Annotated in this window: 14 protein-coding genes; 5 read left to right on the top strand and 9 right to left on the bottom strand. The window is 54.5% G+C overall.

Features of this window, described 5'->3' with window-relative positions:
• Positions 1-42: 42 nt before the first annotated feature.
• Complete coding sequence (gene mltF / locus R6V78_RS16485) at positions 43-1,458, bottom strand: membrane-bound lytic murein transglycosylase MltF (RefSeq protein ID WP_410290528.1); 1,416 nt, start codon at positions 1,456-1,458, stop codon at positions 43-45.
• A 287-nt stretch (positions 1,459-1,745) separates the two neighbouring features.
• Here mltF and guaA point away from each other — a divergent pair, with 287 nt between their 5' ends.
• Both guaA and R6V78_RS16495 read left to right on the top strand, forming a co-directional pair.
• Positions 1,746-3,275, top strand: coding sequence for a glutamine-hydrolyzing GMP synthase (guaA, locus tag R6V78_RS16490; protein ID WP_410290476.1), 1,530 nt, complete (start codon positions 1,746-1,748; stop codon positions 3,273-3,275).
• Positions 3,276-3,282: 7 nt separating this feature from the next.
• Complete coding sequence (locus R6V78_RS16495) at positions 3,283-4,155, top strand: hypothetical protein (protein WP_410290477.1); 873 nt, start codon at positions 3,283-3,285, stop codon at positions 4,153-4,155.
• A 56-nt stretch (positions 4,156-4,211) separates the two neighbouring features.
• On the opposite strand, the gene kdsB is transcribed toward R6V78_RS16495, so the two are convergent.
• A complete protein-coding gene (gene kdsB / locus R6V78_RS16500) occupies positions 4,212-4,958 on the bottom strand; it encodes a 3-deoxy-manno-octulosonate cytidylyltransferase (RefSeq protein ID WP_410290478.1) in 747 nt (248 codons plus the stop codon).
• Positions 4,959-4,996: 38 nt separating this feature from the next.
• On the bottom strand, positions 4,997-5,329 hold the full coding sequence (locus tag R6V78_RS16505) for a histidine triad nucleotide-binding protein (RefSeq protein ID WP_410290479.1): 333 nt from the start codon (positions 5,327-5,329) through the stop codon (positions 4,997-4,999).
• 359 nt (positions 5,330-5,688) lie between these two features.
• Between R6V78_RS16505 and R6V78_RS16510 the strand changes: the two genes are divergently transcribed.
• Genes R6V78_RS16510 through R6V78_RS16520 form a run of 3 tightly spaced genes read left to right on the top strand, consistent with a single transcriptional unit; the run spans position 5,689 to position 8,398 of the window.
• A complete protein-coding gene (locus R6V78_RS16510) occupies positions 5,689-6,861 on the top strand; it encodes an HD domain-containing phosphohydrolase (RefSeq protein ID WP_410290480.1) in 1,173 nt (390 codons plus the stop codon).
• Complete coding sequence (locus R6V78_RS16515; protein WP_410290481.1) at positions 6,862-7,638, top strand: motility protein A; 777 nt, start codon at positions 6,862-6,864, stop codon at positions 7,636-7,638.
• Positions 7,639-7,648: 10 nt separating this feature from the next.
• Positions 7,649-8,398 carry a flagellar motor protein MotB gene (locus R6V78_RS16520; RefSeq protein ID WP_410290482.1) on the top strand — a complete coding sequence of 250 codons (750 nt, stop codon included), beginning with the start codon at positions 7,649-7,651 and terminating at the stop codon, positions 8,396-8,398.
• A gap of 29 nt (positions 8,399-8,427) precedes the next feature.
• Here the strand turns inward: R6V78_RS16520 and flgL are convergent, their stop codons facing one another.
• The 6 genes from flgL to R6V78_RS16550 form a co-directional block, all read right to left on the bottom strand.
• Positions 8,428-9,303, bottom strand: a complete 876-nt coding sequence (flgL, locus tag R6V78_RS16525) for a flagellar hook-associated protein FlgL (RefSeq protein ID WP_410290483.1) — start codon at positions 9,301-9,303, stop codon at positions 8,428-8,430.
• 28 nt (positions 9,304-9,331) lie between these two features.
• Positions 9,332-10,732: a flagellar hook-associated protein FlgK gene (gene flgK / locus R6V78_RS16530; RefSeq protein WP_410290484.1), complete on the bottom strand. Its 1,401-nt coding sequence runs from the start codon at positions 10,730-10,732 to the stop codon at positions 9,332-9,334.
• 63 nt (positions 10,733-10,795) lie between these two features.
• A complete protein-coding gene (locus R6V78_RS16535; RefSeq protein WP_410290485.1) occupies positions 10,796-11,308 on the bottom strand; it encodes a flagellar protein FlgN in 513 nt (170 codons plus the stop codon).
• A 22-nt stretch (positions 11,309-11,330) separates the two neighbouring features.
• Complete coding sequence (flgM, locus tag R6V78_RS16540; protein WP_410290486.1) at positions 11,331-11,663, bottom strand: flagellar biosynthesis anti-sigma factor FlgM; 333 nt, start codon at positions 11,661-11,663, stop codon at positions 11,331-11,333.
• A gap of 137 nt (positions 11,664-11,800) precedes the next feature.
• A complete protein-coding gene (locus R6V78_RS16545) occupies positions 11,801-12,139 on the bottom strand; it encodes a rod-binding protein (protein ID WP_410290487.1) in 339 nt (112 codons plus the stop codon).
• Positions 12,139-13,245, bottom strand: coding sequence for a flagellar basal body P-ring protein FlgI (locus R6V78_RS16550; protein ID WP_410290488.1), 1,107 nt, complete (start codon positions 13,243-13,245; stop codon positions 12,139-12,141). Before R6V78_RS16550 ends, R6V78_RS16545 begins: the two co-directional genes overlap by 1 nt.
• Between the last annotated feature and the right edge of the window lie 9 nt (positions 13,246-13,254).

The raw sequence follows: 13,254 nt of genomic DNA on the forward strand, positions 1-13,254 counted from the left end.
ATCACCCGTTGTCATACCCTGTCAGCCAAGGGCAGCGGCTGATCAATGCACCGGAAACAACAGCGAGTCATCGTTGGAATAGTCGGGTTCCGCCGTGTCGACAATCGACTGGAGCATTTTATAATAGGTCCGGATACGGTCCACATAAATGACGGCTTCATTTCCGCGCGCATAGCGATATTCGAGTGTGCGGTAATATTTTTTCTGTTGCAGCAGGGGGAACACCGACCGGACCCCATGCCAGCTGTCTTCCGGTTTCCCCAGCCGTTTGGCAAGAATCTTGGCATCCTGAAGGTGGCCGAACCCGATGTTGTAGGCTGCAAGTGCCATAAAGGTGCGATCGGGTTCCGGCACCTTTTTATCCACGCGGCGGTGCAGGCCGGCCAGGTAACGGGCACCTGCAAAAATCGACGCTTCACCATCCATACGATCATCCAGCCCCATGGATACCGACGTTTCGCGGGTGAGCATCATGATCCCACGCACACCGGTATAACTTTCCGCCTGAGGGTCCCAATGCGACTCCTGATACGCCTGGGCGGCAACAAGCTTCCAGTCCAGTTTGTATTTTTCAGCCGCAGCTTCGAAATAGGGCCTGTATTTGGGAAGGCGGACTTTAATTCGCCGGCGATATCTGGCCAGGTCAACGTAATCGAATGACTCCAGATGGCTGTAATAATGTTCAACCAGACCGTCAATGATCCCCCGGGTCTCCTTGCGGTCAAACCATTTGTCCATGGCCGCCTTCAATCTGCGGTTGCGCGGGTCCGTGGCCCACGTCAGCTGCTGGGGACGGCCCAGTGTCAGCATCACGGTCAGTTCCGGATAATAGTGGTGGTTCATGGACATGGTGTTGGAATCGACGACCGTCAGTGGCAGGGAACGGTTCCACACCATCTGGAGCAAATCTTCAGCACTGTAGGCGGTCAGGATCTGCCAGCCGATGTTTGGGAAGTCCCGACGCAATGCTTCCAGATATTCGATTCGGGCACTGCTGCCGGTCATCCAGAGGGTATAGGCCTCCAGCGCACCCACGCTTTTGATCTCCGGACCGCCGCGACGGCCCACCACCTGCTGTTCCACCTCCTGATATCCCGGTCCCAGGGCAAGCAGCTTCGCCGACTGGGTGCCGAATGGAAAACCGGCGGCAATGATATCACCCTGGCCGCTCTTAAGCGCGGCAATCATATCTGCCTCCTCTTCGATAACCTTCAGGCGAAGGTCTACACCCAAGTCGTCGGCAAAGGCCTTGGCCAGCTCATACTCAAATCCGGTGGGGCCATGGGGGCCTTCATAGTAGCAGGCAGAATTGTTGCGGGTGATCAATACCAGTTCCCCGCGGGACAACAGTGCTTCCAGATCATTTTGCATCAGTGGGCGATCGCAGCCTGAAATCAGCAGGAGCACGCACATCACAACTGCGCAGCACCATTTTTTTACCCATCTGCCAACGCGCATAATCAACCAGGCGGTTTCATGGTTTGGATCCGGTGGTTTGCATGCAACCCCGATGGCATTCCGAGGTCTGCAAAGTTTTGGTTTATAATCGGAGGCGTCGGATTAATCAACCCAAACCCCATCAATGGGTTGCAGTGACGCCGCAAGGCGTTCCGCCGTGAGGGTGGCGTATTCCCGTGTCGGCCGCCTCTGGTTGCCTTTTTCGCCCGATAGTGCTATTACGCCCGAAAAATGATCAATCCACTGAATTATAGCGCATTTGCGGCGTCTTATCCTGGAGAAGGCCAATGATTGTCATCATCGATTTCGGATCCCAGTTCAACCAGCTCATCGCCCGTCGGGTGCGCGAATGCCATGTTTACTGCCAAATCGAACCACCGACCGCCACTGCCGATCACATTCGCTCCATGTCGCCCGAGGGCATTATTCTTTCGGGTGGGCCGTCCAGCATCTATCAGAAAAACAGCCCGCGGGTTGACGCCGGCATTTTCAACCTGGGCATTCCGGTGCTGGGAATCTGCTACGGCATGCATTTTATGGTCGATACCCTGGGCGGAAAAGTCAAGCAGGCCGATAAACGCGAGTACGGCTTTGCAACGCTTTCCGCCACGCACCAGGTGGGGCTTTTCAAGGATGTCGGTCCAGAAACGGTCACCTGGATGAGCCATGGAGATTCCATTGAAAAGCTCCCCAAAGGTTTTTCCATCACGGCTTCAACAGCCAATACCGTTGTGGCCGCCATGGCCAACACCCGCAGAAATTTCTTCGGTGTCCAGTTCCACCCGGAGGTCGAACATACCGTCAAGGGGCGGACGATCATTCACAATTTTCTCTTTGACATCTGCGGCTGCAAAGCCTCCTGGACCATGAGATCCTTTGCCCGGGACACCATCGCTCAGATTCGCGAAACCGTTGGGGATAAAAAAGTGATCCTGGGTTTATCCGGGGGGGTCGATTCGTCGGTGACGGCGCTTTTGATCCACCGGGCTGTCGGTAAGAATCTGACCTGTATTTTCGTAGACAACGGTCTGTTGAGAAAAAACGAGGCCACGCAGCTGAAACAAAAATTCAAAAGCAAACTGAAGATTAACATTCGATTTGTGAATGCCGCATCCCGGTTTATGGAGGCACTTGCCAAGGTTTCCGATCCGGAGCGCAAACGAAAGATCATCGGCAAGGAGTTCATGGATGTATTCGAGGCTGAAGCCATGAAAATCAAGGACGCTGACTTTCTGGCCCAGGGGACCTTGTACCCCGATATCATCGAATCCCAATCGGCTTTCGGCGGCCCCACTGCGGTGATCAAATCACACCACAATGTAGGGGGACTGCCTAAAAAGATGCGGCTCAAGCTGGTAGAGCCATTAAAGTATCTGTTTAAGGATGAGGTTCGCAAACTGGGAAAAGCCCTGGGCCTGGACGACGACCTGATATGGCGTCAACCCTTTCCGGGACCCGGACTGGCCATCCGGGTGATTGGCGAAATCACCAGAAGACGTCTGGAAGTGCTGCGCACCGTGGACGCCGTGCTCCAGGAGGAGATACGTGCATCCGGATATTACCGCAGGCTCTGGCAATCATTTGCGGTCTTACTTCCCATCAAAAGCGTAGGCATCATGGGCGATGGCCGCACATATGAAAATATCGTCGCCATTCGGGCGGTTACCAGCAAAGACGCCATGACCGCCGACTGGGCCAGGCTTCCCCACAATCTGCTGGGTAAAATTTCCAACCGGATCATCAACGAGGTCCGCGGGGTAAACCGCGTCGTATACGACATCAGCTCCAAACCGCCTAGTACCATTGAATGGGAATGATAGAAAAATGAATGCAAGCGATCAAAATTCCCGCTTCACCATTCGTGATGGCGAAGCAGCGCCGGATTCCATCTATCTTTCGGATGCCGAAAACCTGCGCATCGAAAAGCTGAGTACCCGGGTTACCTTGGTGGCGGTGCTTATCCCCTGCCTGCTGGTGATTATTCTGGCCGTAGCTTACCTGGATATTAAACACCGGGTTATCCGTACCCAAAACACGGGCTCGGTTGGCGTCCAGAATCTTTCCAAGGATCTTGAATCCCGATTCTCCAGCCTCTCCCTTAAACAGGCAAAGCTCGAGGAGCAGCTCGCCGAACACACCCAAACCCTTGAAACCGCCACCGCAGCGCTGCAGGTAAACTTGAAAAAGGCTGCCGCAGAGGTCCAGCGCACCACTGAAACCAAGCCGGACCGATCGGAATTGAAGGCCTTGGCAGCAAAAACGGAGGCATCCATCGCCGCCCTGCAAAAGGACCTGGCGGATATGAACGCTGCCTTTAGCAAATTTGATGACGAATTGACGGCCCAGATTCTGCTCATGGCCGAGGGCCTGAAAAAAGATCAGCACCGGCTAACCGACATCGAAGCGAAAACCCAACACCTCGAGTCTGAAAAACTAAACAAGGAATCCATGGATCTGGCACTGGGGTTGGAACGGCTGGCGCTTCAGGAGATGGTCAAGGACAGGATTCGGGAGGTCGAAAAAAAACTGGCTGACGTAAGCAAAAAGATTGACAGCTTGAGCCAACGGCTGGATGCACAAGCACACCGAGCACCTCCTGCAGCGGCAGTCCCGGCTGCCTCCCCTTCGACGCCCGCCCTGCCTCCCTTTGATGCGCCAACCGGTTCCGCAAAAATCGTGGAACAGACCATTAAATGACCCCAAACGGACCCGGAATCGGGAGCGTCATTGAACCTGCCGATTGAAACAACACGTCAGCACAAACCCAAGGCGGCCATTCTCGCTTCGATGCGCTGAATGTCCATCGGCAGATCCACTTCGGGTGAATCATATGGGCTGACCACCACTCGAATACGATGGCCATGCTCCATGGCGCGAAGCTGTTCGAGTTTTTCAATCTCTTCCAGTCGTCCTGGCGTAAACGCAAGAAACTGCTCTAAAAATTTTTTCGTGTACGCATATACACCCAGATGTTTATAGATGTCGTAGCCGCTTGACCCGTCCCGCCCATGGGGGATAGTCGCCCTGGAGAAATAGAGGGCATCGCCTTTGTTGTCGAAGATGACCTTGACATCCTTCGGGTCGTTAATTTCGCGTGGGTCAACAATGGCAAAAGCCAGCGTGCTCATCTTCACGGTGGGGTCATCGTGAAAGGGTTGAACCACTGCGTCAACACAGCGCGGGTCCACTAGGGGTTGGTCTCCCTGGATATTGACCACCACGTCGTCCGAATCCAGCCCCAACCGCTGTGCAGCTTCGGCCACCCGGTCCGTTCCGGACCGGCATGTTGATGAGGTCATCACAACGCTGCCGCCAAAGGCGCTAACCACTTCCTGAATCCTGTGGTCATCCGTAGCCACATGAACCGAGTCCACACACTGGGCTTGGATGGTCCGCCGGCAAACCCATTCGATCATCGGTTTTCCGCAGATGTCGGCCAACGGCTTCCCCTCAAACCGGGAAGAGCCGTAGCGCGATGGGATAATCACCACAACCCGCATTTTAGATATCCTTTTGCATTAGGCAAAGGCCTGAACCGCTATTTGTCCCAGCCGCCCATCAGGTGCAGGTGGAGATGAAAAATCACCTGTCCGCCGCCTTTTTCAACATTAAAAAGAAGCTTGTATCCGGAGAGGTCCACATTCTCCATTTTGGCCATTTGTCTGGAGATCAGGATCATTTCCGCCAGGATGGCATGGTCTGCGTCGGTAAGATCGTTGATGCTGCGGATATGCCTTTTGGGAACAACCAACAGGTGTACGGGAGCATGGGGGTTGATATCCCGGAAAACCACCAGGTTTTCATTCTCATAAAGAAAATCGGTCCCCATTTTTCCGTGGGCAATTTTACAGAAAAGGCAATCTTTTTGCATATCTGGTATCTCCTTTCGGCGTTTCCATCGACTGTAATTGCAGCCGATCGGGAAAATCGGGTGGCTTTAAAGCAGGCGCGAAAATGCCTGTTCCTAACGTTCACCACCCGCCTTGTCAAGAAGACAATTTTGGCAATGCCGATCCGGTTTTGCCTGGCCTTACGGACAGCATGCAAAATGCCCAAAATCCCTGAAATTCATTATTTAAGTTTTAAATGCGGCTGCCGATATGAACTAGCAACAAACACGTCCACCTGCCATGCCCACAAACATGCAGCGGTATGGCGGCGTCCGACTCCCCATTGGCGTGGCATTGAATATGCCCCAAATGGAAAGCGTGCATTGAAGCGACCAACACCATGAACATTCTGATCGCAGACGACGATCCCGTCACCTTGAGCCTTTTGTCCACCTGCCTGGGAAAATGGGGCCACACGGTTCATCGGGCTGCCGATGGCAGCACCGCCTGGGCCTTGATCTGCAGCACTCCCATCGATATTGTTGTCAGCGACTGGATGATGCCCGGTCTGGACGGGATTTCCCTGTGCCGCCGCATTCGGGAACGTGAGACCTCCGGTTACACCTATCTGATTCTGATCAGTGCCCAGAATTCAAAGTCCGATATCGTCCACGGCCTGGAAAGCGGCGTTGACGACTACATTACCAAACCCATCGACATCGACGCCCTGCGCGCCAGGATTGAGATCGGTGTTCGCATCGTCAATCTGGAGCGCACCCTCAATCGGAAAATTGATATCATCACCGCCAACCATTACCAGACCATTCATATGTTTTCCCAGATGATTGAAATTATTGACGATGATCTGGGCGGACACTGCCGAAGAACTGCAAAATTGGCGCTCCAACTGGCCGACCGGCATCCCGATGTGGGTGATGCGGATGTCCCCATCATCGAGACGGCAGCCCTGCTACACGATATCGGCATGGTGGGCATCCCAAAGGCCATATTGAACAAACGCCGCACGGAAATGGTCGATGACGAAAGGCAGCTGTACCAATCCCATGCCGCTTTGGGTGCACGCATCATCGGTGAGATTGAGATCATGAAACCAGCGGCTCTGCTGGTGCGGATGCACCACGAGCAATACAACGGCAAAGGTTTCCCCGACGGCTTGGCCGGGGATGCTATTCCCATCGGCGCGCAGCTCATCTATGCAGCGTCCATGTATGACAACCTGATCCACAAGGGCAAGATCCCACTGGACGGCGTTGCCGAACGCCTGCAACAGATCCGAGGATACCAGTTGGCCCCCCGGGTGGTTGAACTGCTGATCGAAATCAATGTGGACCAGCAACATGACCTGGCACGCAAAACCAACGCGGAGCGGATGCTGGACGACTTGAAGCCCGGTATGGTGCTGGCGGCCAACGTGCGCATGAAAACCGGCGCTTTTGTCATGGCAACCGACACTGAACTTGACGACTACGCTATCGACAGGCTCAAACATTACCATACTATCGGCACCATAACCGACAAGGTGCTGATTCGCAAATCTTCCGTGAGGGACTAAATGGATCTTGCAACCATCATTGGTATAGTCAGTGGAACCGTGCTGCTTCTGGTCTCCATCGTCATCGGAGGCAGCGCCCTGGTTTTCATAAACATCCCCGGCCTGCTTATCGTCGTCGGCGGGACGCTGGCGGCCACCTTCATCAAATTCACCATGTCCGATGTCATCAATTCCATCCGCGTCGCCATGAAAGCCTTTCTGGTAAAAATGGAACCTCCCGAAAACATAATCAAAGAGATGGTGGATTTCACCCGCATTGCCAAAAAGGAGGGATTGATCGCCCTGGAGAAGGAAAATCCGTCGGACCCCTTTTCCGTCAAGGCGCTCAGATACCTGTCTGACGGCTATGATGAAGGGCTGATCGCCGACATGCTCCAAAAGGATATTCGTCTGATGGGGCAGCGGCACACCACCGGTCAGAATGTGTTTAAAGGGATGGGCGATTCGGCGCCGGCATTCGGCATGGTCGGCACCCTGATCGGGCTCGTTCAGATGCTCTCTTCCATGGCGGACCCATCCAGCATCGGACCCTCCATGGCCGTGGCGCTGCTGACAACCTTGTACGGTGCGGTCATCGCCAATCTCGTCGCCCTGCCCATCGCCGACAAACTCGCCTTGAGAAGTGAGCAGGAACGGCTGAATAAAAGCATCATCGTGGAGGCGGCCATTGCCATCAACCGAGGTGTTTCCCCCATGGTGCTGGAAGAATCTCTTAAAATTTTCCTCACCCCCAAGGAACGGAGAAAATCCGATGCCGAAAACAGCAAGGCACCCTAGCAGGTAGACGATGAATAACGACATTCCGGAATGTCCCCCATGTGTCAAAGGCGCACCCATGTGGGTAACCACCTTCGGTGACCTAATGAGTCTGCTGCTCTGTTTTTTCGTGCTGCTGCTCTCATTTTCCGAAATTGACCGTCAGAAATACAAGCAGGTCGCCGGTTCCATGGAAAAGGCATTCGGCATCCAGCGCAAACAAAATGTTTCCGAATCACCTCGCCATGGGCTGAAAATGATTGCCAAGGATTTCGACCAGCAAGCCATTGCCACACGGATGAAGGAATTTATCGGTCGGGAACTGGAAGAGAATTTCGATGAGCTGTATGCGAAAATTGCCGAGGATGTGGAAATCGAAGCCGGCAAAGATCAGGTCGTCATCCGCTTGATGGGAGAGAGCACATTCGACTCGGGTAAAGCTGAAATCAAGCCCGAACTCAAGCCGATGATCCTGCGAATCGGACAGATCCTGTCGGCCGAGACTTCGGGAGATATTATCATCGCCGGTCATACCGACAATGTACCGGTTCATGGAGGACCGTTTCAATCCAACCTCAAGCTGTCCATTGCCCGGGCCGCCACGGTCGCTCAATTTATGCTGGATCAATCCACAATCGATCCCAGGCACCTATCCACCATGGGATTTGGGGAATACCGTCCGATTGCCGGAAACAACACCGCATCGGGTCGGCGCAAAAACCGGCGCGTGGAAATCATCGTCGGCACCCTGCCCCGACTGCAGGATCAGGGATCACAATGACGCCGGCCGGTGGCAACAGCCTGAATGGTCTATCTTAGAAAATCTAGCAGCGTGGGTTGGATGACCCGGCCGGCAGTTGCCAGCAGGACTTCATAGGCCGTCTGCTGAACCTGCATGTCTACGGCCGTTTGGGCGATGTCGGCATCTTCCACGGTCTGGCGCATGGTTTCAACCGCATTGCCGAAATTCTTCCAGTAATCATCGGTTCTTTCCAGGCGTATATAGTCGGTGGCCAAACCGCTGCGGGCCAGCTGAAGGCGATCGGCAATCCGGGTCAGCGGATCCACCGTATTCTGAACTGCCGCCCGATCGTAGGGAACGGCGGTCAGCGCCGTTTCCAAATCATCAAGAACCTGAAACAGGTTGTCCCCGCCATCGATAAACATGCGGCTGCCATCGGCTTCGATGGGGACAGTGATGCCCTTGCCCACGACCACCCGGTGGGAGCCGCTGTCGCCGTTATAGGCAAAGGGGGGGGTCTGGTCAAAGGGAGCCGTATCACTGCGATGACCGGCAAAAAGGAAATTGGCACCGTATTTGGAATTGGCAAGCCCGAGAACCTGCTGGCGGATATTGTCAATCTCCTGGGCAAAGGCCGTTTTATCTTCAACGTTCGGGTTGGCGGCGAGCTTCTTGGCATCTTCGATGAATTCACTGACCTGCCCCAGCACCGTTTCAGTGAACTGTATTCGGGTTTTGGCATCCAGAATATTGTCGCGGTACTGATCAATGGTCTTCAGGGTTGTTCGATAGTCGAGCACCTTGCCGATCCCTATGGGATCATCCGAGGGTTTGTTGATCCGCTTGCCGGACGCCAGTTTCACCTGGGTCTGCATGAGTTGGCTGCTCTGTTTGGCCAGGTTGGCTTTAATGTGGTCGGCCATTATTTTGGCACTGATTCGCATGATAAACTCCCGTGTCAGTTCCTACTTTTCACACCATGGCGATGAGCGCTTCGAGCATTTCATCCACCGTGGAGACCAACTTGGCAGCCGCATTGTAAGCGCTTTGGAATTGTACCATGTTGACCATCTCCTCGTCCATGGACACACCCGAAACCTCCTCCCGGTAGGTGGCCAACTGCAATGAAATCGTGGATTGATGCTCCCCGTTTACTTTTGCCTGCGAAACCATTCGACCCACATCACTGACCAGGCCGTTGTAAAAATCATCGATAGTCGCGCTGCCGGCGCTCATCAACAGCCGATTCTGGATCTCGGCCATTTCAATGGCATTGCTGCAGCCGCCCGGAACACTTTCGGTGTTGAGGGCGGCGGCGATCAGGTTGGTATCGCTGCCGACCAGGCTGTTGACCGTGATATCGTCAGCTCCGGTAAAAGGTGAAAAAAAATCCAGCCCGGGCGCGCCATTGAGGTCTATACCGTTGTTGTGCTGCATGTTGACTGCATTGGCCATGGAAACGGCCATATCATCCAAGCGGGTCAGATAATCCGGGATAATCGTATCCCTGGCTTCAAGCCAGCCTTTGAGTTTGCCGGTTGAAATATCACTGGTGATGTTCTGGCGGGCGCCGCTGCGGCTCTCCCAGAAAACGTCCTGAAACCCGTTGGCATTGGTGCCGGTGGCCAGGTTCCAGGAGCTGGTGCGGTCCACCAGGGTGTGGCCGTTGGTGGTGACGATGGTCAGGAATCCATCGGCATCTTCGAAGCTGTTGACGTCGATGAGGCTGGCAAGCTCCTTGAGACTCAAGTCCCGCTGGTCCCTGAATTCGTTGGCACTGTGCTCGTTGCCTGCCTCCACCGCTGCAATTTTCAGATTCAGGGCGGCAATCTTGCCGGTCAGGGAATTGATATCCTCCACCGTACCCGCAATGCTGATATCGCTGTCCGCTTGGACCTGGCTCAGATCCCGGGACAACTTATTGAATACCAGGGTCAGGTTTTCTGCATTGGCCAGCAGCGTTGCCCGCTCGGTATATCCGGAGGGATTGTTGGCCACCTTCTGCCATGAATTCCAGAATTCCGCCATCGCACCATTCAAGCCATAACCGGATGCATCGTCAAACATCAACTCTGTTTTTTCCAGCGTCTCGCGCTGGGCCTCCCAGCGCCCCTGCTGGGAGGCCGAATTGGCCATCTGGGCGGCCAGAAACCGGTCGTATATCCGCTGGATGGTTCGGTTGGCGCGCACCCCGGTGCTCAGGGTGCCGCCCTCATAACGAACCGGTTCGTTTTGTTCCATGTTCAGCCGCTGGCGGGTGTAGCCCTCGGTGTTGACATTGGCGATGTTGTTGGCTGTGATGTCCAGCGCTTTTTGCTGGGTGATCAGGGCAGTTCTGGCAACGTTGAACATGCCGTATATAATGTTTGCCATGGCAGGTGCCTCGCTTTACCGCTAAAAATCAAGATCCATTCGGTGGCAGGCTTAATAAGCGTTTCAAGCGCTTTCACATAGAAACCGTCCCCCACCGCCGCTGTAGCCAAGCGCGGGACTGCCGCCTCCCGGTTTAGGATATACTGAGTTGTCATAGACCAGATCGGTCAACAGCTTCAGGGAGCCTTTGACCAGATCCAAAGATTGTTGGATCAGCAGCTGATTGTGTTTGTTTTTCACCTTGACTTCGGCGATGAGGGACCGCAATCGGGTTGCACGCGCCTGCAAATTTTCATTGTGGGGAGACGGAAGGCGGGGTGACAGCTTGCTCACGGTCACAACCGGTCCATCCACCCGATACGCTTCCGCCAGTCCATCAACCAGTCGTTGCCTGCATTCCTCATAATGGTGAAGCTTGACCACCAACGCTTCTTTTTTCAATTGAATCGTGTCGAACTGCACCTTTTTCGCAAGGGCAAGGGAACCCGCTTCCTCGGCCAGGACCCGTTGCATTTCCCGGTAACACGCGCTTTCTGCATCCAGGATGGCAAGGAGTTCCATTATCTTCATATTCATGGGTGTTGTCCTGTCTTTTTGCTCATGCATGGGTGTCGATGTGTTTCAGCACGGTGTTGTTTTCCATGGTCTCATCCAACATGTTCGCTGCAATTCGATGGCCCACGATTCGATAGGTACCCTCTTCGAGCCGGCGCTTAATCTGCATGACCCGATCTTCACGGATTTCGGGAAGCGTCCGTGCATGTTTTACGGCTGCGTTGAACTCACGGCCTCTTTCCGTCAGACTGACCGTATCCTTCGCCGTCTTGTGTGGCTGCATCCCGGCCCCTGCAACCGATGGCTGTGGGATCTCTTCAACCGGCCGGTTTTGGGATGACGGGACCTGCAAGGGGCATTTTTCGGGGATTTCCATTCAAGATCTCCTGATCGGTGCTGATCTCATTGACCCTGGTTGTCAAGCAAGGTCCAGTTTCCCCTGTTATCGGCCCATTCCTGCGATGGCTTTAGGTTTCAGATGGTTCCAATTAAAATAGCAGCCAGCCGCAGCACTTATTTTTCGCCCCTCAACTGGTTGAAAATCATGCGTGAAATGCCAATGCCGCCATTTCCGGCCATTTCCACGGCTATCTGTTCATCGACCATGCCGGTGAAGATCTCTTCGGCCATGGATCGGGGAAACAAGGTGGATTCGGGCACGGTTGCCCGCATTTCACGAATCATGAAATTTAACATCAAGGCTTCAAATTGCTGGCTGGCTTTCTCCATGTCCGCCTCGGTGTCACCCACGCGCTGGACGCCTGAATTGACAGTTGAAACGGCACGCTCAACGGTTGACGCCCGCAATTGAAAAAGAGTTGATTCAGTATTGAGCGCGTTAATATCGGACATCAAATCACCTCCAGATCCGCCTGAAGCGCTCCGGCTGCCTTAATGGCCTGAAAAATGGCGATCAGGTCCCTGGGGGTCACCCCCAGGGCGTTGAGGGCATTGACCACCGCGCCGATATTGACGCCTTGGGGAACCACCACCAGCTGACTGGCACCTTCTTGAACATTGATTTCGGTATCCGGCGATGCAACGGTCCGACCGTCAGAGAAAGGCAGCGGCTGGGAAACATCAAAATTCTCCCTGATGACAATGCTCAGATTTCCATGGGCGATGGCGATGGTTGAAATGCGCACCTGATCGCCCATAACCACGGTGCCGGTGCGTTCATTGATCACCACTTTGGCATCATTGTCCGGCTCCACTTCGAGCTCGCTGAGCGATGCCAGCAGCGGAACCGTATTGCCCAGATACCGATCGGGCACCCGAATCTCGATGGTACCGGCATCCTCGGCCCTGGCCAGGGGCGCTGCAAAGCGGGCATTGATGACATCGACAACCCTTGACGCCGTGGTGACATCGGGATTGTGCAGGCTGAACATCACGGTTGAACGGCTGCCAAAATCAGTGGCCACCTCCCGTTCGATAATGGCTCCGGATAGGACCCGTCCCACCGTGGGAAAATTCTTTACCACCGTGGATGCCGTGCCCCCAGCGCCAAATCCGCCTGTATTGACCGGTCCCTGGGCCATTGCGTATACCTTGCCGTCCACGCCCTTGAGCGGCGTCAGCATCAGGGTGCCACCTTGAAGGTTGTCGGCATCACCTATGGAACTGACCAGCACGTCGATGCGGTTGCCCTGTTTGGCAAAAGGCGGCAGCTTGGCGGTCACCATGACCGCGGCCACATTTTTCACCTGAATGACATTCTGGTCGACCGTCACGCCCATTTTTTCAAGCATGGCGGCCATGGATTGCACCGTAAAGGTGGCTTTTTTTCCGTCACCGGATCCGTCCAACCCCACCACAAGACCATAGCCAACCAACTGGTTCATGCGGACCCCGTTGATCTCGGCGATGTCTTTGAGTCGGACTGCATCGGCAACACCGGCCCATGCCAGGCCGGCGAAAACCAATATGCCAATCGTGATTGTGCGTAAGCGTTGCATGATATCGTC

It is taken from the genome of Desulfosarcina sp., assembly GCF_046496365.1.
GTDB lineage: Bacteria > Desulfobacterota > Desulfobacteria > Desulfobacterales > Desulfosarcinaceae > Desulfosarcina.